At 57.8% G+C, this 22,186-nt stretch carries 21 protein-coding genes and 1 pseudogene; 16 read left to right on the forward strand and 6 right to left on the reverse strand.

The window, feature by feature from the left end; genetic code table 11:
* Positions 1–112 precede the first annotated feature (112 nt).
* The 9 genes and pseudogenes from AADZ90_RS20135 to AADZ90_RS20175 all read left to right on the forward strand — a co-directional run bounded on the left by AADZ90_RS20135 (position 113) and on the right by AADZ90_RS20175 (position 7,540).
* Positions 113–430, forward strand: a complete 318-nt coding sequence (locus AADZ90_RS20135; protein WP_367312285.1) for an H-NS histone family protein — start codon at positions 113–115, stop codon at positions 428–430.
* 369 nt (positions 431–799) lie between these two features.
* The gene (locus tag AADZ90_RS20140) at positions 800–1,732 is read left to right on the forward strand and encodes an ArdC family protein (RefSeq protein ID WP_367312335.1); all 933 of its coding nucleotides are present in this window, start codon (positions 800–802) and stop codon (positions 1,730–1,732) included.
* Between the two features lie 122 nt (positions 1,733–1,854).
* Complete coding sequence (locus tag AADZ90_RS20145) at positions 1,855–2,244, forward strand: DUF3768 domain-containing protein (protein ID WP_367312284.1); 390 nt, start codon at positions 1,855–1,857, stop codon at positions 2,242–2,244.
* Between the two features lie 144 nt (positions 2,245–2,388).
* Positions 2,389–4,364, forward strand: a pseudogene (locus AADZ90_RS20150) (ParB/RepB/Spo0J family partition protein).
* Between the two features lie 70 nt (positions 4,365–4,434).
* Positions 4,435–5,028 (forward strand): regulator, encoded by a 594-nt coding sequence (locus AADZ90_RS20155; protein ID WP_367312283.1) that lies wholly within the window; start codon positions 4,435–4,437, stop codon positions 5,026–5,028.
* Positions 5,028–5,684: a DUF6927 domain-containing protein gene (locus AADZ90_RS20160; protein ID WP_367312282.1), complete on the forward strand. Its 657-nt coding sequence runs from the start codon at positions 5,028–5,030 to the stop codon at positions 5,682–5,684. The genes AADZ90_RS20155 and AADZ90_RS20160 overlap by 1 nt, the downstream gene beginning before the upstream one ends.
* A 116-nt stretch (positions 5,685–5,800) precedes the next feature.
* Complete coding sequence (locus tag AADZ90_RS20165) at positions 5,801–6,187, forward strand: DUF6878 family protein (RefSeq protein ID WP_367312281.1); 387 nt, start codon at positions 5,801–5,803, stop codon at positions 6,185–6,187.
* A 1-nt stretch (position 6,188) separates the two neighbouring features.
* The gene (locus AADZ90_RS20170; protein WP_367312280.1) at positions 6,189–6,689 is read left to right on the forward strand and encodes a DUF6915 family protein; all 501 of its coding nucleotides are present in this window, start codon (positions 6,189–6,191) and stop codon (positions 6,687–6,689) included.
* Positions 6,690–6,811: 122 nt separating this feature from the next.
* The gene (locus AADZ90_RS20175; RefSeq protein ID WP_367312279.1) at positions 6,812–7,540 is read left to right on the forward strand and encodes a DUF736 family protein; all 729 of its coding nucleotides are present in this window, start codon (positions 6,812–6,814) and stop codon (positions 7,538–7,540) included.
* Positions 7,541–7,910: 370 nt separating this feature from the next.
* On the opposite strand, the gene AADZ90_RS20180 is transcribed toward AADZ90_RS20175, so the two are convergent.
* Complete coding sequence (locus AADZ90_RS20180; protein WP_367312278.1) at positions 7,911–9,308, reverse strand: HWE histidine kinase domain-containing protein; 1,398 nt, start codon at positions 9,306–9,308, stop codon at positions 7,911–7,913.
* A 229-nt stretch (positions 9,309–9,537) separates the two neighbouring features.
* Between AADZ90_RS20180 and AADZ90_RS20185 the strand changes: the two genes are divergently transcribed.
* From AADZ90_RS20185 to AADZ90_RS20195, 3 genes are all read left to right on the forward strand, one after another.
* Positions 9,538–10,767: a sensor histidine kinase gene (locus tag AADZ90_RS20185; protein ID WP_367312277.1), complete on the forward strand. Its 1,230-nt coding sequence runs from the start codon at positions 9,538–9,540 to the stop codon at positions 10,765–10,767.
* Between the two features lie 34 nt (positions 10,768–10,801).
* Positions 10,802–11,155, forward strand: a complete 354-nt coding sequence (locus AADZ90_RS20190) for a response regulator (protein ID WP_367312275.1) — start codon at positions 10,802–10,804, stop codon at positions 11,153–11,155.
* 119 nt (positions 11,156–11,274) lie between these two features.
* Positions 11,275–12,120 carry a PRC-barrel domain-containing protein gene (locus AADZ90_RS20195; protein ID WP_367312274.1) on the forward strand — a complete coding sequence of 282 codons (846 nt, stop codon included), beginning with the start codon at positions 11,275–11,277 and terminating at the stop codon, positions 12,118–12,120.
* Between the two features lie 443 nt (positions 12,121–12,563).
* Here AADZ90_RS20195 and AADZ90_RS20200 read toward each other — a convergent pair whose 3' ends face one another.
* Positions 12,564–13,718 (reverse strand): AI-2E family transporter, encoded by a 1,155-nt coding sequence (locus tag AADZ90_RS20200; RefSeq protein WP_367312273.1) that lies wholly within the window; start codon positions 13,716–13,718, stop codon positions 12,564–12,566.
* A gap of 91 nt (positions 13,719–13,809) precedes the next feature.
* Here AADZ90_RS20200 and AADZ90_RS20205 point away from each other — a divergent pair, with 91 nt between their 5' ends.
* Positions 13,810–14,337, forward strand: a complete 528-nt coding sequence (locus tag AADZ90_RS20205) for a response regulator (RefSeq protein ID WP_411997118.1) — start codon at positions 13,810–13,812, stop codon at positions 14,335–14,337.
* A gap of 137 nt (positions 14,338–14,474) precedes the next feature.
* Here the strand turns inward: AADZ90_RS20205 and AADZ90_RS20210 are convergent, their stop codons facing one another.
* Positions 14,475–14,669, reverse strand: a complete 195-nt coding sequence (locus AADZ90_RS20210) for a CsbD family protein (RefSeq protein WP_367312271.1) — start codon at positions 14,667–14,669, stop codon at positions 14,475–14,477.
* 159 nt (positions 14,670–14,828) lie between these two features.
* Here AADZ90_RS20210 and AADZ90_RS20215 point away from each other — a divergent pair, with 159 nt between their 5' ends.
* From AADZ90_RS20215 to AADZ90_RS20225, 3 genes are read left to right on the forward strand one after another with little or no spacing between them, the layout of a single operon-like run.
* The gene (locus AADZ90_RS20215; protein ID WP_367312270.1) at positions 14,829–14,984 is read left to right on the forward strand and encodes a DUF1328 domain-containing protein; all 156 of its coding nucleotides are present in this window, start codon (positions 14,829–14,831) and stop codon (positions 14,982–14,984) included.
* A gap of 36 nt (positions 14,985–15,020) precedes the next feature.
* Positions 15,021–15,518 carry a DUF892 family protein gene (locus AADZ90_RS20220; protein ID WP_367312269.1) on the forward strand — a complete coding sequence of 166 codons (498 nt, stop codon included), beginning with the start codon at positions 15,021–15,023 and terminating at the stop codon, positions 15,516–15,518.
* A 43-nt stretch (positions 15,519–15,561) separates the two neighbouring features.
* Complete coding sequence (locus AADZ90_RS20225; RefSeq protein WP_367312268.1) at positions 15,562–15,966, forward strand: SpoIIAA family protein; 405 nt, start codon at positions 15,562–15,564, stop codon at positions 15,964–15,966.
* Between the two features lie 537 nt (positions 15,967–16,503).
* On the opposite strand, the gene AADZ90_RS20230 is transcribed toward AADZ90_RS20225, so the two are convergent.
* The 3 genes from AADZ90_RS20230 to AADZ90_RS20240 form a co-directional block, all read right to left on the reverse strand.
* Positions 16,504–18,897 (reverse strand): alpha/beta hydrolase, encoded by a 2,394-nt coding sequence (locus AADZ90_RS20230; RefSeq protein WP_367312267.1) that lies wholly within the window; start codon positions 18,895–18,897, stop codon positions 16,504–16,506.
* Between the two features lie 287 nt (positions 18,898–19,184).
* Positions 19,185–20,129: a DMT family transporter gene (locus AADZ90_RS20235; RefSeq protein WP_367312266.1), complete on the reverse strand. Its 945-nt coding sequence runs from the start codon at positions 20,127–20,129 to the stop codon at positions 19,185–19,187.
* A gap of 277 nt (positions 20,130–20,406) precedes the next feature.
* On the reverse strand, positions 20,407–21,981 hold the full coding sequence (locus tag AADZ90_RS20240) for an ABC-F family ATP-binding cassette domain-containing protein (protein ID WP_367312265.1): 1,575 nt from the start codon (positions 21,979–21,981) through the stop codon (positions 20,407–20,409).
* Positions 21,982–22,186: the final 205 nt, after the last annotated feature.

Below are 22,186 nucleotides of genomic sequence, written 5' to 3' on the forward strand. Positions count from 1 at the left end.
ATCGCGCAAAGAAGACGTTTGACTGCGGATCGCCAGATCTGCGCATTCTCTTCCAACTAGGTCCAACTCATGATTAAAGAACGATTATCCGCGCATCCCAAGGACTGACCCAGTGGCTCTTCCCAAGATCGACAAGCTTTCCCTCGACGAACTGAAAACGCTCCAAAAGCAGGTGGCCAAGGCCATCGACGATTTCGAGGAGAACCAGCGCAAAGAGGCCCTCGCTGCAGTCGAGGCAAAGGCGAAAGAGTTCGGCTACTCGCTGGCCGATCTGACGGGCAAGGCGAAGGGGAAAGCAAAGGCCTCACCGCCGAAGTACCGCCATCCGGAGAACCCTGCACTGACCTGGAGCGGGCGCGGTCGTCAGCCTGCCTGGATCAAGGAAGGTCTCGAGGCGGGCAAGTCGCTCGAGGACTACGCGATCAAGTAGGGCCTGTTCCCTCCGGAGCTCCTCGGTCTGCGGGTCCTCTCCTGTCCTTCGAAAGTGAAAGTGCCCTTACTATTTGGGTACTGACGGAACTGGCAGTTGGGGGGTGTCTCTGACGGGTCCGGTCGGAGTTCGGCCTGTCGGTCAGGATCAACGATCTCCCCCTGAACTCTGCTGACAGGCATTGTCTGCCCGTGACCGCCGTCGCACGATGGCGGCAGGTCGTTTAGGCCAACACGCCCGCCCCGGAAGTCTTTCTATCCTCGTAAAGCGATCCGCTCGTGCCGCTCGGCGCGCGGATCCGTGGCGACGCGCGGCCATGCTGCGCGTCCCGACATCGTCCCCAATCGCACCCCAGAAAGGAGGCCAGCCATGGCCCGATCCCGCGCGTCCAGATTCGACGCTTCGGAGGCGATTACAAGTGAGCTGATCCGCGTGATCGAGCGCGGCATTCTGCCCTGGCGAAAGCCGTGGACGGCTGGTGCTGCTTCGCGCCCGCTGCGGCACAGCGGCGAGCCCTATCAAGGCATCAACAACTTCCTGCTCACGATGCGCACACAGCTCGCGGGCTTTAGCTCGCCATTCTGGATGACGCTCCGGCAGGCCAACGCACTCGAAGCCAAGGTCCGTAAGGGCGAGAAATCCTCCGTCGTGGTCTACTATGGCCAGGCGAAAAACCGGAGCGACGGGCAAGCGGGTGACACAGAGGACGATGAGGCCGAAACGAGCGGGTTTCGGTTTCAGAAGGCGTATCGCGTGTTCAACGCCGATCAGATCGAGGGCCTGCCCGCGAGCTTCCATCCTGATCCGGCGCCAGTGCCTGATCACCCGCCGCACAAGCCTATCCCGCATATGCAAGCCTTCTTCGAGGCGATCGATATCGTAACGAGCTTCACCGGTCGCGAGGCCTATTACATGGCCGCCGTCGACAAGGTCTACATGCCGGATATCGCGCTCTTCGAGGATCCGCGATCGTTTTACGGGGTCTGGGCCCATGAGATGGCTCATGCCACCAAGGCACGGCATCGGCTCAATCGGTCCTACGGCGACGCGCGTTTCGGCAACACCGCTTACGCACGCGAAGAGATCGTCGCAGAGCTCACCTCGTGTTTTCTGGGGCAGGAGCTCGGCTTCTCGGCGCATACGCTTGAGATGAGCGCCTCCTATCTCGACAGCTGGCTGCATGTTCTGCGCTCGGACAAGTCCGCCATCTTCAAGCACGCGGCCGATGCACAACGCGCCTGCAACTGGTTGATCGCCGCGTCGAAGGCGGGCCGGTTGTCCTGCACCGACGAGGCCGCATGAGAAGGGTCGCCTCCAGAGTGGAGGGTTCGGGCTGATCACAGGAACCGGGCGGCCTCTGCTGGCCGAAAGGAAAAGCAGGCTTTGGGTCGGGCGTCTCCAGCATCTCCCGAAAGGACAGACCCATGCGCAAGCCTCCCGATCCCGATCACAGCCAACCCGATCCGACCATTGTCGCCGCCCAGAACGACGCTTTCCGCAGGCTCGCTTGTCTCGGCGTCGCGCCGGATCAGCCGATCCCGGGCCGATTGCATGTCACACGATCCCTCCTGGACGCCGGTGAGAGCGTCGTGACCGAGGCCGTCCAGGCGGTCGGAACTTTCGAGACATTCGAGCCCGAGAACGATCCCGCCGGCTGGCATGATTTCGGGGCGGTGACGATCCGCGGCGAGCGCGTCTTCTGGAAGATCGATCTCTACGAGGCCAGCTCCGATTTCCGTTACGGCGCGGAGACCCCCGAAAATCCCGAGACCACCATGCGCGTCCTTACCATCATGATGGCGCACGACTGGTAGGGCAGGGCGCACCTGCCGAGCAGTAGAGGGCCCGCTGACCCCGGAAGAGGGAAAGTGGGCCTTTTGTCCCTTTGATCCCCGGAACCGGGGATCGGTCCCGCGGAACTCCCGCGTGGACCTGACCCACTTCAAGAAGGACAGACCATGAACCAATCCCTGACACCCGTTTCCGTCGCCATCGGCGATCTCGTGGCCCATCCCGCCAACGTGCGCGCGAAGTCTCCGGAGAGCTACGCCTCCGAGAACATCGCTCATCTGAAAGCCAGCATCGCCGTTCTCGGCCTGCTTCAGCCACTGCTCGTCCAGAAATTTGACGGCAAGTTCGGCGTCCTCGCGGGCGGCCGTCGCCACGCCGCACTCCAGGAGCTCGTGGAAGACAAGTCCGCCAAGGGCTTCACGAAAAGCACGAAGATCGATTGCCGTCTCGTCACAGACGATTGCGACGTGACCACGGCCCTGTCGCTCGCCGAGAACATCACCCAGGCCCCGATGAACGCGATCGACGAGTTCGAGGCCTTCGCCCGGATGATGGAGGTCGACGGGCAGACCCCGGAGACGATTGCCAAGACCTTCGGCACGACCGTCGCCGCCGTGAAGGGCCGCCTGCGCTACGGGCTCATCCATCCTGACATCCGCGACGCCGCGCGCTCCAAATCGATCACGCTCGACACGATGAAGGCCTTCGCGGACCACCCGAGCCAGGAGGTGCAACGCGAATTCTTCGAGGCCCTGACCAAGGAAGACAACTATTTCCAGGCCTATACCGTTCGCCAGGCGCTCAAATCCCGTGGCGTGCAAGTGAGCGACGATATCGGGGCCTTCGTGCGCGAGGACTACGAGGCGCGGGGCGGGGCGATTGCCGCCGATCTTCTCGAAGAACACTCGGTGCTGGAAGACGCCGAACTCGTCGAGACGATCCTCCTTGAAAAACTCACCGCCGCCGCTGAGGAGGCTCGGGCTGCGATGGGCTTTGGCTGGGCCGAAGCCGTCATCCGCTACCACTATGCGGCGATGGCCGACTATGGCCGGGTCTATCCCGGACCGATCGAGCCCGACGCCAAGGGCCAGAAGCGCCTCAAGGCAATCACCGCCGAGCTCGAAAAGCTCGAACGCGAAATGGAGGACGAGAGCCTCGAGGAAGACGCCTACGAGGCGCTCTACGAGAAGGTCGATGAACTGGAAGTCGAAGCCCGCGACCTGCACAGGAAGCCTATAGCAAAGAAGATCTTGCGCGATCCGGTGTGATCGCCTCTTGGTCGAACGGGCAGGTGACCCTTCATACCGGGCTGGTCCGTCCCGAGGACAAGACGGAGAACCCCGGCAAGGCGTCAGGGTCGGCGACCGGCAAGGCAGATGCGGATAGCGACGAGATCGTCTACCCGGCCTCTCTAACGGAGGATCTCAAAACCGAACGGGCCATGGCGCTTGGCGCGGCGATGGCGCAGCATCCGAAGGCCACGCTGGACCTGACGCTCTTCAAGCTCGTCAGCGACGTGTTGGGTCATGGCATGAGTGTCACTCACGCGATCAAGATTGATGCCCGCAAGGAATATCGCACGCACGCGAAGATGGACGAGATCGATGGGACCTCGCTTGAGCAGGTGGCCGACGCTCATGACGCTCTGAACCTGTCCTGGAACGATGAGGCGGTCTCGCCCGCAGAACGCTTCGCCCGGTTTCGCGAGCTAAAGCCGACCGAGAAGGCGAAACTTGTCGCCTATGCGACCGCGGCGACGACCCAGTCCTGCTTTGCCCGCAATCCGCAGAGCGACAGCCTGATGCATGCCTTCGAGATCGAGGTCATGCCGGACGTCAGGGCGCATTGGACGCCGACTGCAGCCCTATTCAACCGCTTCAAGAAGGCCTGGCTCCTGAAGATCCTTGGCGTGGAGTTAGGGCTCACGCAGGAGGCAGCTATATTGGCCTCGTCGAGCAAGAAAGAGATAGTCGCCTTCTGCGACAAGCTCTTCTCTGAGCCCTTCGCGACGCTCACCGACGCACAGCGCGCGGCTGTTGCCGCCTGGTGCCCGCCCATGATGCAGACGTCCGGCATCGAAGGCGAGGAAGACGCTGACCTCGATGTGCCGGAGCAACAGACCGACGTCGCCGAGGCGGCCTGATCCCGCAGGCGACCCGCCCGGCTGGTCCGACGCGGGTCGCCCCCTTCCATCCAAATGACAGGTGACGCAAATGTCCCTTCTCAGCTTCCCAGCGACCGACGTCGCGGCCCAGATTGCCCATGCACGGTCCTGTTCGACCTTCCTCCCGAACTGGAACGGCCCGGTTGGCAAACCCGCCTTGATCCTCATCGTCGGCAACGGCGTCCATCTGCGCTCGAACGGCATCAACGGCACGACAACGCGGATCGTCACGACGGCGCAAGCCGATCCGTCCTACGTCTTCGCCGAGGGCTTCAACCCGTTCCGCGACCCCGACTGGATGGCGGCACGGCAGGCGGCCTTTCGTGACCTGACCGGCCAGTTCTACACCGACATCCTCGATGACGTGCAGATGCTGATCGATCGTGGCCATGAGACCATCCGGCTGGCAACCGATGGCCACACGATCCGCGTCTTCGCCCGCCGCGCAGCCGACTACCTGATCGGCGGTGTCTACGACGTGCCCTCCGGGCTCGGCGGGACGTTCCGGGTAATCCTGAAGGACGCTAGTGACACTCAGGCGCTCGTGCAGAACTCCGGCAATTGCGAGGATTTTGACGAGATGCTGCCCTACCGGGTGCCGCTCGATGCCCTGATCGAGATCGATGACCGGAGGGCGGCATAGTGGGTTGGCTCTTCTACACCGACCGCCGCGTCAAAACCTATGCCGACGAAAAGGCCGAGATCGCACGGCTCTGCACCTTCGAGACCGACACCCGCAAGACGGTGCTGGTCAAAGCCTCAAAGGTCGGGTCCACCTGGTATGCGGCCGCGAAGGTGACGATGCTCGATGGAACGCCGGTCGAGGACACGACCTATGTCACAGACGCCGATGGCTCGATCACCTTCGGAGCGGTGTTCCTCACGCGCTACGACGATGGGTGCTGGGGCTATAAGGACATGGAGGAGAGTGCCGGACCGGTGGGATCCCACGCACCGCTCAGTCTTCTGGGCCTGCTTTCTGATCTCAAAGACCCCGACAGCTATGCCCATGCCTGGCGCCAGCGCTGCCGCGACTGGGCCGCGATCCCGGACTACGCGGAAGGTGACAGGATCCGGCTCGCCGCGCCCGTGACGCTCACCGACGGCAGCACCTGCCAGATCGTAACAGCTACGCATTACCGGCGCGGCGGGCAGAAGCGCCGATGCTATCGCATCGAGGAAACCGGCGGTCTCGTCCGGCTTTCGAAAGCGTCGCTGGTCGGATCGGAGCTGCTCGGCTCCGCCAAGGGCGATGCGAGTCCTGTACTGGCCGAGTTCTTCAAGGGGCAGGGGGCGTGATCGTCCCTTCGCAGTGACCGCCGCCAGTTTTGGCCAACGAGCCCGCTCCGCGTCCAAAAGCGCAGAGCGGGCTTTTTGGTCTGTCGAACCCGCAACCTGACAGTAAGGACGGACCCATGACCAATCCCCAGACCGACTACTCCGCGATGATGGAAAAGTGGCGTGCGGAGCGAGAAGCCGCGAACAAGGCCGCCAGGACTGAGCTCCTCGCGGCGCTGCGTGCGCTCGATGTCGCGCACGTGATCGCCGAATACGAAGGCTACGGCGATTCCGGCAATGTCGAGAGCGTCACCCTTCAGCCCACGGGTATCGGGCTCGCGGAAGACATTGCCACGAATCTCGAGGACTTCGCCTGGTCCTTCGCCTATCACCACCACCCCGGCTTCGAGAACAACGAAGGCGGCTATGGGACGCTCACCTGGGACATCACCGCCGACAGCATCACGCTCGATCACGCCGACCGCTACGTCGAATACTCCCATTCCCGTGACAAGGGCCTCTGACATGGCCCATCCTGTCCACCATGCCGAAAGCTCTGCCCGGAAGTATGGCGGCGTCCCGTCCGACTACCAGGCCATCCATGACTGGTTCGATGCCTCGAAGGCGCATCTCGCGCTCTTCACGCATCGCGCCTTGCGCCACCACACCCAAGGTATCTTTGAGGCCGAACGGGTGTTCGGTGCGGCGCTCACGAATGCAGCCGGCCGCGACATCCCCGTCCGCTGGATCGGCGAGCAGCATGTCCGGGAGGACTGCCAGGGCCGCATTCCGAGCCTCGCGGACTGGTTCACACGCATTCAGCCCGAGCCCTGGATGGCCAATGGACATATCGACCGCTTGTGCCCGGAGATGGAAGGAGACCCGCGTGAGGCCTGGATTGCCGAGGTTGCCTCCGGCCGAACCCTTCTCGGCCTCCAGGACTGGATGGCGGGGCGGGCGGCAGAGATCGGGGTTGCTGTGCGGGCGCCAACGTCGGACACCCGTTCCGGCGTCGCGTCAGGCTGACGGGCCGTGGAGTAGGAAAGGCGAAAGCAGGCTTTCGGGGTGTGTGATCCCATCAGGGGTCGAAACGTAACCCGCCGGTCGCAGGGCAGACGCCCGGGCCGGCAATCCCAAGGAGAAATCCCATGTTCGCAGGAACCCTGACCAAGACGCCCGAGACCGCCGCCGCCGTGTTTTCCGGCATGATACATTCCAGCCGGTTCGACATCGCGATCCAGCTCGAGACCCGAACCAAGATGTCCGAGAAGAGCCCGGATTACGACGTCACCGCCGTCAACAGGTCCGGCCGCAAGGTGCGGATCGGCACCGCCTGGAACGAGACCGGCAATACCACCGGCAATCCCTACCTCTCCATGCAACTCGATGTCGGCCTTGGACCCTTCCGCGTCAACGCGGTGCAGACCAAGGAGGCCCGTGAGGCGGGCACCGGTCAGTTCGAGATCATCCCGCTCGTCTCGAACGGCACGATGAAGTCCGGCTCGATCTCGGGCGAGCTCACGGCGATGGACGCCGACAACGCCTTTGCGGGCTACATCGCCAACATGATGTTCGACCTCGACTTCATGCTGATCGAGAACGACTACAAGACGGAGCAGACCCATCCCGACTACCGGATCGAAGTCAGCTCGCCCAAAGGCCACCCGATCCGCGTCGGCTCGGCCTGGATGGCCAAGAGCGCCCGGACCGGCAACGAGTATGTCTCGCTGCTGATCAATACGCCCGACGGCGATCTCCGCGTGAACGCCGTGCAGAACGAGGAGCAGCGGGGTGGCCAGACCTTCTCGATCATTCCGTTCGTGGACAACGGTGAGCGGGAACAGGGCGAAGGGACCGGGCTGTCGCTGGTGGCCTGACCCAAGGACGCCGTTTCATAGATCATCTAGCAGTCGGATCGGTCATAGAACCGTTCGCTTCGGGGAGCCGCGGAAACGTGGCTCCCTTTCTTATGTGGACGAGAGTCAAGCCCACCTAGCAATTCTGCGAATGCAAAGCCAAGTTGTCAATGTCGGCTGCGAGCCCTCTTTACCAGATGCTGCACTCTGCACCAATGTCCGCTCATGCCAGAAACGTAATAAAATCAACGGCACTTTTGCCAATGGTTTGTGGCACAAAAAATTTTCAATGATTCCGGCGTCAGCGACGTCTGTGCCGCAAACGACCGTTTCTGGACGAGAAAATCATGGCAAGGGGTTTACAACCTCCTGCGCGAAAACCCTTTGGCTGCTAAAGCAAAGCACTCACACGCCTAACCAGGTCCTGTTCTCCGAAGGGTTTGCCTACGATTGGCACACCCTGAAACGCCTCTCCCAAATCGGAACTGTCCATCTGACCACTCAGGATCAGGAACGGTATTGAGAGATCGGAAAGTTGCGATGCGATGACATCCGTTGTCTCTTCCCCGAGATTCACGTCCAGCAAGGCTGCATCCGGTGCCTCTCGCAACGCTTGAAGGGCGGTTGCCACTGTAGTGAAGGGTCCGACGACCGACGCCCCACGTGTCCGAAATATATCCGCAATATCCATGCCGATAATCGGATCGTCTTCCACAACCATGATCTTTCGCTCGGAGAACGCTCCGTCCGGATCGACCGGTTGCCCTTCGGGCAAGGCCGTCGAGGACGGAACGACCGTATCGGGTATCTCGCGTTGAAAGCTGTCATATACGGCAATCTCACAGATCAGGCCTTTGGCAGAGTAGTCCACCTTGACCGTGCCTTCCTCACGCAAGGCATTTTGCAGGATGCTCGATCCAATTCCGCTGTTTCGCTCGGGCGCAATGGGAGGACCGCCTGTTTCAGTCCACGTGATTGAAACCCGCTGACCAGCCCCGTTGCCAACACGCACGTTGACCTGTCCGGTCGGGACAGAGAGAGCGCCGTGCTTGACCGCGTTGGTGAGAAGTTCGTGGAAGATCATCGCAAGGGCTTCCGAAGCTTCCCCAGAAAACCAGACAAGGGTATCTCCGGTGATATCAATCCGCGCGCGCCAACCCGCGAACGCCTCAAACTCCATGTCAAGAATGTCCTGAAGACTTGATCTCTGCGCCTCCTCAGCGACCAGAACCCTGTTGGCACGCGACAATGCGCCCAATCGTTCCATGAGGGTATCAGCGAAGTCTTCGACTGTAGTCGTCTTCTTCGCGGCATGACGGATCATCGAGTTCATGATCGTGAAGGTATTCGCGACCCTGTGATTGAGTTCTTTGGAGAGCAGTTTGAGCCGGTCCTCATTCTGCTTTGTCTCCGTGATGTCGATCACATGGCCGATGAGCTTCGTCACGTCGCCCGTATCCGAAAACTTCGGCATACCCTTGGCGCTGATCCAGCGATCAATCCCGTCTGCACGTCGGATGCGGGTCTCAAACGACCACGGCTTGCCATCCTGCAAGGATTTGGTCAGCAGGGTTTCGACCCGATCCCGGTCCTCTTTGAAAACATAGGTCAGGAATATCTCCGCGCTCCATTCATCCAGCAGAGTGTTGTGCCCAAAAATCTGATCATGACGCAGATTGCGCAGTGCCTTGCCGGTGGCCGCATCCAGTTCCCAAATTCCGATCTCGGATGTGGCAAGGATGAGGTCGAGGTGGTCGCCACCGTTGTTCAAGTGAGGGAAATCGTTCATTTCTTCTGTTCCGTCGAATCGCTTACGCAATAATACAGCGCAGTTTTCCCCTGCAAAGCGCCGACGTATTTGGCAACACATTGAACAGTAGGAGCGGGCATCGGCTCCGGTCTGCATTTGTGTGTTCGGATCAGGGACCGTGCCACCCTCCGGCCCAGGCCCCATCTTTCAAAAAGCTGACAAATACTATACCTTGAAGCCATGATACGGGGCTTGAAAGGACTTCATCGTGGACGACAAATTGGCTAGCGGTGATGTTCCCTCACCTCACGAGGCGATTTCCGCAGATGAGGCTGACACACTGGACGACCCATACAAAGAGATCGCACGGCTGCGGCGGGACCTGGCAGCCGCACGTGCGCTGCTCGCCCAAAACGAAGACGCACCCCATACGTTAGGCCCTGCTGCATCCGTAGACCGCACTGCATTACTCGAGGCGATGCTGGAGACCGTTCCGGTCGGCGTCGTGCTTGCGGATGCGACGGGACGGATTGTTCACGGCAACTCATGGGTTGAGCGAAATCTCAAACACTCGGTCCTCCGCTCTGAGGATACGGACTCCTACGGAGAGTGGGTTGCGTTTCACGCCGATGGACGACAGGTCGAAAGTCACGAGTATCCACTTTCCCGCGTCATCAAGGATGGCGAAGATCATGCGGAACTCGACGTTCATTATCAGCGCGGCGACGGGACAAGGTTCTGGATGCGGGTTATTGGTGAGCCGGTCCGGAACCCCGAGGGACAAACCATAGGAGCAACAGTCGCACTTGTTGACATCGAAGATGAGGTGCGACTGCTTGAGGAAAAAGAGATATTGCTCGGCGAAGTAAACCATCGGGTCAAGAACTCGCTGCAACTTGTCAGCTCGATCTTGTCGCTTCAAGCGCGCTCTGCGCCGGATGAGGCCGCAGCGCTGCTGCATGCAGCGTCCGCCCGCGTCCAGGCGATCTCGTCAGTCCACGCCGCTCTCTACCACGACGAAGATGTGCGTACCGTCGAGTTCGGCGAGTATCTGCGCCGCTTTTGCGAGCGTCTGGCAAATGGGCATGGGGCCGACGAGCGAAACATTTCGTTAAATGTCGAAGCCGAAGAGTTGACGTTGCCTGCCGACAAAGCTGTTCCGCTCTCTCTGATCATCAATGAGCTTGTCACGAATGCATTCAAATACGCCTTTGTCGAAGGCGTGGCCCAGACAGAAAATTTCGATTCAGACCCCCGTGTCGATGTGCGGCTTATCAGCAACAGTGACGGAACGGCGGTCGTTGAAGTGTCAGATAATGGCAGGGGAGCGGGAACCAAAACCCCGCTTGATGAGTCTACTGAGTCAGGGTTGCCACGTAATGAAGCGGCCAATGGGCTGGGCACAAAACTGACAAGCATCCTCGCCCGGCAACTGGATGCAAAAATAACAAAGACACAGGCCAATGGATGGATCGTCAAACTGGAATTCGAGCCCTAGAGAATTTGGGGGCACGCCCTCGGCGGATGAGCTGTTGCGTATTCTGATTGTCGAAGACGAGCTTCTGATTGCCCTGGATGCGGAAATGGCACTTGAAGATGCGGGGCACGAGGTCGTCGGAACGGCAACTACTGAAGGCAAGGCTATCGAATTGGCTCTTGTCCACCAACCTGATCTGATGATTGTCGATCTGCGACTGAAAGATGGCGGATGCGGCCGCGCTGCTGTCGAGGAAGTTCGGTCACAGTTGGACATCGCAGTCATCTTTGCGAGCGGCAATCTCGATCCCGCGACCAAAACGCGACTTGAAGAGCTTGAGCCGATTGCCTTGCTTTCCAAACCCTACGGGAGTGATGAGCTGGTCCGAATAGTGGACGAAGCCGCTTAGTTTTACACCTTTTCTCCGCATTCCGTGGGATCACCAACTCGGAACCAAAATCAACTTCATCCGTTGTTTCTATGATTAGTCGCCCATCCGGGCATGGAAACAACAATTGGAGTTTAGAGATGAAACGCCTTCTAGCCACCGCCGCAACCGCCATGATTCTTGGAACCGCAGTATATGCTGATGGGCATACTGCAGCGTTTTCGAATATGACATTCGATGAAGCAGTAAATCTCAACGCTTCCGAGCTGATCGGCATGCGTGTTTACGCTACCGAAGCCGACATCAATAACGAAACCACTATCGCTGCCGACGGCGAGACGGAATGGGATGATATCGGTGAAATCAACGAAATCATTCTAACGCGCGATGGTACTGTGCAATCTGTCATCGTCGGCGTTGGCGGTTTCATCGGTGTCGGTGAACGCGACGTTGCTGTCGATATGTCCCAAATTAGATTTGTGAGCGAAGAGGGTGACAGCGACGACTTCTTCCTCGTGATCAATGCGAGCGCTGCTGGCGTCGAAGAGGCGCCTGAGTACGTCTATGAGCGGGAAGCAGCAATGGAAGAAGTTGATACAGAGACCGCTATGGAGACCGACACCGAGGCTGACGCCCCGATGGAGACAGCGGCTGATCGACCAATGCTGACACCTCCCGCCGTCGAGCGCGACGGCTATCAGACCGCAACCATCGAAGACCTCACAACCGAAGATTTGACCGGCGCGCGTGTGTACGGCCCGGGCGATGAAGATGTGGGAGACATCGGTGAGCTGCTACTGACTGATGACGGACAACTCGACCGTGCTGTCATCGATGTGGGTGGATTCCTCGGCATTGGCGAACGTCATGTCGCCGTAACGTTCGATGAGTTGCAGATTGTCCGCTCCGAAGATGGTGGAGATGTGCGGGTATACATCGACAGCTCGCAGGAAGCTTTGGAACAGCAGCCTGAATATGAAGGCTAAATATACATGGGCCGGGCATTTGCCCGGCCCTTCTCTTTGGTTTGGCTCTCAGGTTAGTAGCCAAATCAAGGAACTGACGTATCAGATGACCACGCTTATTAACGGTGCCTCTCGAAGAGAATGGATTTGAAGATGGACAACTCAGTCTTGCGCCATGCTCGCCCGTCTGCCGAAGCTATAGTTACGCCGTCTGTTTTTGAAGCTTGAAGCGATCTTCATCAGCTTGCAGGTGTTGCATGTCCCTTGCAGAGAGCAATGCCTGTTCTCAACGTCTAACTCTCATCTTCCCAGTCTGCACCAAGTCAACGACGCGCAATGGCTCCCTGTCGCAAGCGGCTGAAGGGCAAAGTGGTCAGTACGGCAAAAAACCAATCAGTCCCGAGACCGAATATGCTGCAAGGGCTTGGATCATCTGATCCGGGTACATCGACTGACGGTTTTCATCAATCGTCCCGCCCTGCGAGGAACTCACCAAATGGTTTTAGGGGCTCGACGTGCTTGCACAGCACTCGAAGGCAGACGAGCAAGGGCACTGCCATGATCATTCCCATGATCGACCAGAGCCAGGCCCAGAAGGCCACTGCGATTAAGATCACAACGGTGTTAAGGCGAAGACGGCGGCCAACAAGCCATGGCGTCACCAGCTGCCCCTCAATGGATGTCAGCGCAAAATACGCCGCTGCCACGACAAACGCATCGAACGCCGTCGGCAGACTGATGAGTGCAACCCCAAACGAGATCGCAACGCCTCCGATTGCACCTAGGAAGGGCACGAAATTGAGCGAGAAGGCGAGAAGACCGAACGCAAGCGGACTCGGCATGCCGAGAAGCGCCATCGTGCAGCCCACCGCCACGCCGAGACCGGCGTTGATCGCCGTGATCGACAACAGATACCGCGAGACGTCGCGCTCAATGTCATAGGCGATCTGTAATGCTCGTTTCTTCTCGGTCATTGTCGGCATCACGTGCACAAGCCGTTCGTAGAACAGACTGCCCGAGGCAAGAATGAAGAATGTGAGGATCATGATGAAGATCGTCTGAGCGACGACGAGAGGCGCGCCGAGTGCGATGGTTGTCAACGGCCCTTCTTCAGCGACCACCACCTCGATGGGCGCACCTTCGGCCCCGTCGCCCGCCGTGGCAGCTTCCTCAATCTGACGGCCTGCATCCGTGACCGTTTCCGCGACGCCCATGAGCCCCCGCAGCTTGCGTTCGGCCTCACGCGCAATGCTCGGCGCGTCCTCCAGCCAGCCTGTGACCGGCAACGCGAGTGATAACGTCGTTGCCGCAAGCGCAGTAAGCAAACCAACGACGATGACGAGTGCTGACAGCGGCTCAGGCACGCCACGCCGCTGGGACCATCGGCAAAGCGGGCTGAAGACGAGCGCGAGCAGGAAAGCCATGATGACCGGCACGATGAAGACCTGAGCGATGGCCAGCGCAGTCAGGAGAGCCAGAACCGCAAGGCCGATGATGGCCCATCCGACGGCTGTGTCGAAGCCGTTTCGCTTGACGATTTTCACGTCGGGGGCGTCCTCCGCCAACGATACGTCTCCCGCTTTCTCACCATCGTCCTCTACCCGATTTTGTTGTGACATGTTTCTGGCCCCTCTCATCGGACCATTTAACGCAAGTCCAGCAATGGGCGTATAACATTATTATGGGCGTGGCGGCAGACGCCCCTCATCGGTGTATGAGATTTTTGTCGAGATGCGATATCCGGCCTGCCCGCAAATGTCCGACGAGAATTTGGTAGTGATCGCTCTCGTCCCCTTGTTTCCAAACGGCATCAATCCATCTGACAGGTATCGGATCGCATTTTCGCGACTTCGACGGAGAACCTCAAAATTGAAGAGAACGCGAATACTGCTGGTTGAAAGCCAGATCGGGATTGGATCGGTCGTATCCGATCTTTTGGAGCAAATGGGTTGTTCGGTAATGGGCTCGCACTGCAGCGTTTCTGGCGCGCGCGAAATCGCTTCGATCACACGGCCCGATGTGGTGCTTATGGACCTACGCCTCCGCCGCGATACAAGCGTTGCTTTCGGTGACGAACTCGCGAGACAGGGCATCTCTGTGGCGTATCTGGTCGATAGCCAGAACGAGTTGAATGCTCTTCAGGCAACCGGACGGCGAGGAGTGTTGAAACCGCTCGAATTGCGGCGTCTAAGATCGGTTATTGCCGAAATCATATCACAACCCCTCCAAGTCGCCTGACAAAGGCTGCGGCTCAATGTGGTAAAGTGAGAGATGGCTCTCTGGCTCCCGCGTTGGAGCTAAGAAAATATGAAAGGCGCAGGGGGGTCGAGGTAGTCACCCCCCTGCGCCTCCAATCGAAGTGAAAGGCCGGAACCTTACGAGTTCATCCACTCATCAACTTCACGCTTGGCCTCTTCCTTCGATTTTCCATATTTCGCCTGAAGCTTGCCCTCAAGGGCTTCGCGGTTGCCGTCGATCTCGTCGAGATCGTCATCGGTCAACTCGCCCCACTTGGCTTGGGCATTGCCTTTCATCTCTTTCCATTTTCCCTGGATTTGATCCCAATTCATAGCGGTCTCCTTTTCTGATGACATCCACATAGGGAGAAGTCGCGAATACCTCTAATCGTCCCCCCACCTCGTAACCGTGGCGGAAAGACGCCTACGGCACTCATTCGGGAACCTTTTGAGGGTTGCGACGTTGAACAAAGAATTAATGGGAGACTGAAAATGCTCAGGTGGGCTCTGATATTTCTGATCGTTGCAATTATTGCAGCCGTTCTCGGATTTGGTGGCATCGCAGGCACCGCATCCTGGATTGCGCAGGTTCTGTTTGTCGTTTTCCTGATCCTGGCGATCATCGCGTTCGTCCGGCGAAACGTCTGACGCGTTTCGCACTCATCACTTGTTAGGAGCGGCAAAATGACCATCGGTAGCCTCAAAGATGTTTACATCGACCAGCTTCAAGACCTCTACAGCGCATGCAATCAAAGCCATCCGGTGACAGAGGCGCTCGCGAATGCTGCGAAAAACGAAGACCTGAAGTCAGCCCTGAAGGCGGGAGCAGAGGGCATTCAGAATGGCATGGCCATCGCGAAGGAGATTGTCTCGGCGCATGGTGAAGACGCCACCGAAGAATTCTGTAAAGGTATGGAGGGTCTCGTAAAAGAAGCGCGAGCCCATAGCCTCGAGGCTGACTTCTCGGACCAGGACGCTCAAGATGCGATGATCATTACGCAGTATCAGCGTATGGTGCATTATGCGCTTGCGGGCTGGGGCTGCACAGTCGCCTTTGCAAAGCGTCTCGGCCTCAAGGAAGATGCTGCCAAACTTCAGAAATGTCTCGACAAAACCTATGACGGTGACCGGCGCATGACGAAGATTGCCGAGATAGATGTGAACGCAGACGCGGTTTCGTAGATCGCAATCTTGCCTAACATTAATCGGTATCAGGAGATATAAAATGCACACCTTTCAACATGGTTCGATCAAAGCCATCGCAACTGATAATCCAAGGGTTCACGCATTCGAGATAGTTGGGCACGCGGACGATGATGACGTTGAAGCGATGGCAGAGCACATGAATGAGGTTTTTGACCGAGCCGATGGCAAGGTCGATATGCTTCTTGATCTCAGTGCGATGACGGGTCGTGATCTTGATGCGATCTTCGATAGCGACGTACTGAAGGCTCAGGTCAGGTCATGGAGCAAAGTCGGCAAGTATGCGGTCATTGGTGCTCCCAAGAGTGCTGCGAAAATGATCGAATGGGCCGATAAAGTAATTCCGGTTGAATCGAAGGCCTTTGAGGCTGACAGAGCACATGAAGCTTGGGCTTTTGTTAATGCTTCACGAATCGGTCAATCATAGCTTTCGGCATCCACTGCTCCGGTCTCCGAACCACTTTCTTGCGTGATCACTGATTTGCAGGCTTCCGCCTCGCATATCTGTCACGTGGCGAACGGGGGAGGGTAGCGCCCTCCCCCTGACCTTCATCCTGGCTGCATTGCTGCGACCAGCTCGTCCAAATGGATTGCCGTCATGCCCGCCGCACGCGGTCCCTCGATGTCGGCGCGGGGCGGAACCGCTGATCTTTCGTGGCGAAGAATCGCGGACAGGACCCACCGTCTTTGGCAGGGTGTTTCCTGAAAGCAGACCTTGGAGCAAGTGCTGTGAATGTCAGCAAGGTCCCGCACAGTGTGAGTTCGCTTGAGTCGGGACCGTGCACCTGCAGCGAAGGTCTCCTCTGACGGGCCGCACCGCAACATGGGATCCTTGCGGCCAACGGCAGGTTCGGGCCGGAAGCTTCTTCTAGCTGCAGAGGCATGGGCGGATCAGGCGTCGGACGTACCTGCTAACGGTAACAATACTCTGTGGACCCCAAACCAGATGGTGCCGCCCGTTTCATTACAGGCAGTTGGGAACAATAAAGTAGCTAGTTGGATGATCATCTGTGCCGTCCAAGATGTCATCTGATGGCGCAAGACATCTCTCTGCCTGATCTCTAACATGGCCGCGCAACAGCATCGAGATATCACGCCGAACGGCCGGTGTGTTGATATGATAGCTGTGATTAGTATTGTACAGGGTGGGGCCAGACGCAGTTTCAACGAATTCAGAAAAAAGCGTATTTACGACCATTAAGCGATCATCTGCCGTATTCGCTAGCGTATCGTATCCGCTGCCAAGTCTTGGTCCATCCCCGGGGCCGTTTTCCAGTCTTTCCAAAGATGATGAGAACTCAAGGACAGGATCACTTGGCGCAACATAGATGGTCACGCGTTTTGCAGAACTTAATATGAGCTCCCTGTCTGCTTCAAACACACTTGTCGCAAGGTCCGCAGCTAAAAAAGTGATGTTCTTTGCGATGGTACCTTGAAGCTGTGTGTTAGCATCGTCTGCACTTGGGCATCCATTGAGAACTTGGTGCAACATGTAGCTACCCATCGAATGCACAATGATGTGTACGTTCTCATTGCCATATGCATTCCGAATGTCTAAAAGCGCACCTTTAATCTGCTGACAGGCGTCGCGTACGCGGCTTCGATCCAGCCTATATTGGTTGACCGGCAAGCTCAGCCTGCCGCTTGTGTCAAAAATTGCGGTTGCTTGGGAGGGCCAGCTAACGAGAATTGGCTGGAAGCTCCCATGAAGCCTCGCAGTCAGAATAATGCGGGCGAAGTCACGAGCGGCATCTTCAAGTGAGTTGTTGAAACCATGAATATATACCACAGCTTGTTGCTCTGTTGTGCCAGTGTTCGAAGGCTTCAGCATTTCCGAGAAGGCGTCAACTTCGGCAACGTCAAACTGCAACGGTCCGGCGTCAGTCGCATTACGAGCGATATCTTGATCACAATCAAAGACCCTTTGTGCTAGCCGAGTCTCAGTTACACATGAACGCGCACCCCATCTGCCAAGATCATCGCGTCGCCGGTGCAATTCGGACAACAAAGGTACGTTCAGGTGACCAAAGTGGACTTCCCCATTCGATGCAGGTTCGTTGGAATACCCTTCATCAGCAACCTCGGCACGATTGGTGAAGTAGATCATAGACGGTGCCTCGCAGGGTCCACCATCTCGACCGCCATAGGCCGCACATAGGTTTCGCTCTTGCTGGGCAGCAATTGCCCGTTCTTGTGGTGTTTCAGCCTGGACTAGAGCTTGAGCAGTCGCAGCGATTATCACTGCATTTGGTGTATTCGGATAAGAGCCAAGACCCTGCAACGCATCAAAATCACCTCCTACGAAGCCGTCCAAGTAGCTATTGATAATTTCCTCATCTGATAAGACACCCGACAACTGAGGGTTTTGAGCGCTAAAATTCGCGAAATCCGTAAATGCCGATGCTGGTGGGTTTTCAGCTGAAACCACCTGATTGAACGCAGCAAGAGCGCTTTCAAGATTACCTTGGTCACTTTCGATGCGGGCACGCAGATGATCAGCAAAAGGATCAGCACCTGGAGGCACAGGCGCTAACCGGGAAAGTACCTCTTCGGCTGTTAGCGGAGTCAGACCGACTTGGGGTAGTGAAAAACCTTCATATGACTGATCGTACAATGCACCCAGAGCACGAGGATCGGAGGTGGTGGGATTTGCATTCAGCCATTCCACCATTAGCTCATCGCGCGAAGATGAATCGGATTGCGCTAGCAGTATGCCAAAACTCTCACTTACCGGCTCAGGCGCAAAGGCCATTGAATTAGCGAGGCCAATGTATGCATAGCCGCCAATATTTTGATTGAGAAATTCGGACCACACAACCGCTCGCGCAGTATCCGTGAGTTGCGGTTGTTGTGCAATAATTGTACGTATGTCGTCAGGTGTGAACGTCGAGATTGGTTGCGATTGGGTAACTTCCAGACCTTGCAAGATGTCATCGATCGGTGCATCCGATCCAAATCGCTCGATCACCTCTTGCTGCCCTGCAATTGCTGCCAATCCGTCAAGGTCACGGTTTTGCGTGAAAATTAGGGCCTGCAATGCCGGGTCCAGCTCCGTGACCGGTCGATTGTCACGAAGTGGATCGTTAAGGTCAAAAGTGAAGTCATCACTTATTGTTGTGCCTGGTGACAGCATCGTCTCAGGCAACTCGCGTGGCGAAATCAAATCCAAAGAGTCATTGTCAATTCGTACGCCGAAACCATTCGGTAATGTCGGGGCTGCTTGCTGTGGCCTAAGCAGCTCACCACGTAGGTTAAGATCAATTCCGTAATCCGATGGTCCGATATCTTGTGCACTCAATCCAGTCGCAAACGAGACGAAGACACCGGCAAAAACGGTACAATAGCCATGCTCGAACATCAAAACACCATGAGTTCTATACCAATGCCTCAACTGATAGCTACTTGGATGAGCTTCAGTCAACTGTAGGTTTGTCCCGCGATTTGTGAGTTCGGCCGCTGCTGACTTTGCTCTCGCAGCGAATGGCCAGTCTGGTGAAGCCGCACTGCAGCCACCGATAACGGCGCCGAATGTCTCTTATGGGGGCCGTCCTCGAAGAGATGCCTCGGGCCTCAGAACTAGATGCTGCGTTGCACCCGACGGTGGCTGTGAGCCCACTTTACCCATTCGTCGGTGCGCAGCGTAACTTATGCCTTCCTCCCACTTGCGGCAGACAGGAAGATGCCGCCGAGAATGAAAGCGCCACCGACTAGAACCTGGGATGTGAGTGTCGCGAGCCCGAGCCCGACGAGAAGCAACGTGGACAAAACCGGCGTTAAGTAGGCAAGCGTTGAGAGAACCCGCCCGTCTCCGTATCTCACACCATAGTCCCAAAACAGATTGGCGACGCCCATTGGCCCTATGCCGATAAGGACCATGGCAAGGATCGCCATTAGGTCCACTTCTATCGAAGTGCTGCCTCCAAATGCGAAATGGATGAACAGCGACGCGATGGCCGCGACCCCGCAAGCTGCACCAGCAGCATCCGCGGGTCCGCCCGAAACCTTTGCTCTAAGCGCGCTATAGGCCGCGAAGCAGCAAGCCGCTGAGAACGCCAGAGCGTAACCAAAGAAGCTGCCGTTAACTGAGCCTGGCGAGACAAACCAGACGAGCCCGATGAACCCGAGGACGCTCCCTGCAAGCTGTCCCGGTGTGGGTTCGGCGACCTGAGTTGCCGCCAGAAGGCCGACCATCAGCAACGGCCAGAGGTAGGAGATCAGGTTGACCTGTGCGGCGGGAGCATAGCGCAGTGCAGTCACGTAAAGACCGTTGTGACCTAAAAACCCCACCACAAGAAGACAGAGGACCGGCAGCGGAACGGCCAGCATGCCAAGTACAGGCTGACCCCGTAAGAGGCGTGCCACGAGGAACGCTAGGAAACCGGACGCAAAGGCTCCCCCGATGAAGAGCATGGGTGGCAACGTCGTCCCGAGAACAGCGAAACTCGCCGCCGTCGCCCAAACGAGCACGGCACACCCCCCAACGAAGGTCGCTGTTTTCGGGCTGGGAGGTGTGGGCTGACTCTCATTGGCGGATCCGCCATCAGTTGTCCGGTGAATTGGGCTAGCAGTGGGGAATGTGATGGTCGTCATAAGGGAAGCATGCGCCACACTACTGTTTTGGGCAAGTTTTCCCCTGTCGGCTTCGTCCGCAGACCGCTAGTTCGTCCGTTACACGATTTCGCGCTCGCAGCGAAAGGCAGGTTCGACGGGCCGCGCCGCAGCATCGAGAACCAACGGTGGAGGTCGGCTCTGGGCCGGCCCCAACATGCCCATGGCTCTTCTCAACCGAATATACCGCGCCGCACCTGAGGTCCGCTGTGAGCTCAAAGTGACTGATGCTGCAGTGTGCACGAATGACCGCTATGGATCAGAGTGCAATCCATCGCTGGACCCCAATCTGTTTGAGAAATGCATGATCGTGACTGACGGCGACAACTGCGCCATCGTACGACCTTAGCGCCGCTTCGAGTGTTTCAACAGCTTCGATATCAAGATGGTTGCTCGGCTCATCCAGCAACAGCAATTGGCGCGGCTCGCTATGCCCCAGACTGCAGGCCAAACCGGCTCGCATCTTCTGCCCGCCGCTGAGCGATCCGACCTTTTGGTCCGCGTCATCGCCGCGAAACAGAAAACGCGCGAGAGTGGCGCGACGGTCATTCTCGGTCGCTTTTGGATCGAGACGCGCGAAAGCCTCGCGGACAGTTTCCGCGGGATCAAGAAAACTCATTTCCTGATCGATAAGCGTGAACGGAACCTGGATCGCAACTGAGCCGACCTGTGGCTGCAACTTGCCTTCGATGCAGGACAGCATTGTGGATTTACCCGTGCCGTTCGCGCCTTCGATTGCCAGACGCTCGGGGCCTTGGATCGCAAAAGAAACATCGGTGAGGATCGGTGCTCTCGCGTCGTATCCAAACGTGATACGATCCACGTTCAGGACTTGTCGGGTGCTGGCCAAACCGGAGGGTGGAATGTCTATATTGAGCGGCGCCTGCACTTCCATCTCTTCCCGAGCGGCGTTCAGGTCTGCCTCGGCCTGTTGTGTTTGCCGGTCCCGCAAACGCGCGGCAGACCCGCCGGATCCTTCGCTGCGTTCCTTCATTGCGTTCAGCAACAATTTAGACTGGCTACCTGATGCGCGAAGTTGTTTGCCTTGACGATCGGTTCGCGCCTTTCTCTCGGCCGCGCGCTGCGCGCGGGCCTCTGTTGCGGCCTTGTTGCGTTGCGCCTGTGCAAGGTCGTCTTCTGCATTTTCCAGTTCTGCTTTTTTCGCGGAGAGGTAGGCACTGTAAGGACCGCCGTAGGTCTTTGCACCAAGGCTGGTCAGTTCAACAATCGCATCCATTTCTTCGAGCAGGGTGCGGTCGTGGCTCGCAACGATGACACAGCCATTCCAACCGCGCAGCATATTCATCACATGCTCACGACCAGTGCGATCAAGGTGGTTTGTCGGCTCATCCAACAGCAGCACGTCATCGCTGGCAAACAAGAGGGCCGCAAGGGCAGCGCGGGTTCTTTGCCCTCCGGATAGCGTGTTCAGTTGTGTTTCTAGCGACAGGTCCAGTCCAAGGCTGGTCAGCGCGGTTTCAAGCCGCGCTTCCAGCGTCCAGTCCGCGACCTCTAGGTCGTCGGCATTTGCCTCACCGCGTTCTGCGCGGCGGAGGATGCGAAGTTGATCGGATGCGTCAAAGAGCTCGGCAACGGTCGTGGCGGAAACCTCTTCCGCGCTTTGTCTAAGATAGCCGATGGAAGATGGTCCGGTGATAGCCCCGCTACTTGGTGAAAGCTCGCCTGCTATGAGGCGCAGCAAGGTGGACTTGCCGGTCCCATTGCGCCCAACAAGCCCAGTTCGCCCTGAACCGAAAGTCAGGCTAAGATCATCGAAAAGGGTGTAATTTGTGGGAGTCTGCCAGCTTAGGCTGGCGATGGAAACAGAAGTCATGGGGCGCGCTCGCGGAAATGGAAACCAAGGTGTGGTGTTAGCGTGCGAGTGAGTAATCCATGTCAGTCATCTCCAATCTCTCAGCGTTGAAATAGTATTTGGTGGCTTGAATTACAACGCGTCGGCTCAAGCTGACGTTGGCGCACGCGCAGCGAATTGGCGCTTCGTCCGTTCCATCCGCGACCTGTGAGCTTGCAGCTTCTTG

Origin of the sequence: Aestuariibius violaceus (assembly GCF_040779325.2) — a bacterium.
GTDB classification, from domain to species: Bacteria; Pseudomonadota; Alphaproteobacteria; order Rhodobacterales; family Rhodobacteraceae; genus Aestuariibius; species Aestuariibius violaceus.

Excerpts from the sequence above, each read along its gene's own strand:
- AADZ90_RS20140 (WP_367312335.1), top strand. The coding sequence starts at position 800 with ATGGCCCGATCCCGCGCGTCCAGATTCGACGCTTCGGAGGCGATTACA.
- AADZ90_RS20145 (WP_367312284.1), top strand. The coding sequence starts at position 1,855 with ATGCGCAAGCCTCCCGATCCCGATCACAGCCAACCCGATCCGACCATT.
- AADZ90_RS20155 (WP_367312283.1), top strand. The coding sequence starts at position 4,435 with ATGTCCCTTCTCAGCTTCCCAGCGACCGACGTCGCGGCCCAGATTGCC.
- AADZ90_RS20165 (WP_367312281.1), top strand. The coding sequence starts at position 5,801 with ATGACCAATCCCCAGACCGACTACTCCGCGATGATGGAAAAGTGGCGT.
- AADZ90_RS20170 (WP_367312280.1), top strand. The coding sequence starts at position 6,189 with ATGGCCCATCCTGTCCACCATGCCGAAAGCTCTGCCCGGAAGTATGGC.
- AADZ90_RS20175 (WP_367312279.1), top strand. The coding sequence starts at position 6,812 with ATGTTCGCAGGAACCCTGACCAAGACGCCCGAGACCGCCGCCGCCGTG.
- AADZ90_RS20180 (WP_367312278.1), bottom strand. The coding sequence starts at position 9,308 with ATGAACGATTTCCCTCACTTGAACAACGGTGGCGACCACCTCGACCTC.
- AADZ90_RS20195 (WP_367312274.1), top strand. The coding sequence starts at position 11,275 with ATGAAACGCCTTCTAGCCACCGCCGCAACCGCCATGATTCTTGGAACC.
- AADZ90_RS20200 (WP_367312273.1), bottom strand. The coding sequence starts at position 13,718 with ATGTCACAACAAAATCGGGTAGAGGACGATGGTGAGAAAGCGGGAGAC.
- AADZ90_RS20210 (WP_367312271.1), bottom strand. The coding sequence starts at position 14,669 with ATGAATTGGGATCAAATCCAGGGAAAATGGAAAGAGATGAAAGGCAAT.
- AADZ90_RS20215 (WP_367312270.1), top strand. The coding sequence starts at position 14,829 with ATGCTCAGGTGGGCTCTGATATTTCTGATCGTTGCAATTATTGCAGCC.
- AADZ90_RS20220 (WP_367312269.1), top strand. The coding sequence starts at position 15,021 with ATGACCATCGGTAGCCTCAAAGATGTTTACATCGACCAGCTTCAAGAC.
- AADZ90_RS20225 (WP_367312268.1), top strand. The coding sequence starts at position 15,562 with ATGCACACCTTTCAACATGGTTCGATCAAAGCCATCGCAACTGATAAT.
- AADZ90_RS20230 (WP_367312267.1), bottom strand. The coding sequence starts at position 18,897 with ATGTTCGAGCATGGCTATTGTACCGTTTTTGCCGGTGTCTTCGTCTCG.
- AADZ90_RS20235 (WP_367312266.1), bottom strand. The coding sequence starts at position 20,129 with ATGACGACCATCACATTCCCCACTGCTAGCCCAATTCACCGGACAACT.
- AADZ90_RS20240 (WP_367312265.1), bottom strand. The coding sequence starts at position 21,981 with ATGACTTCTGTTTCCATCGCCAGCCTAAGCTGGCAGACTCCCACAAAT.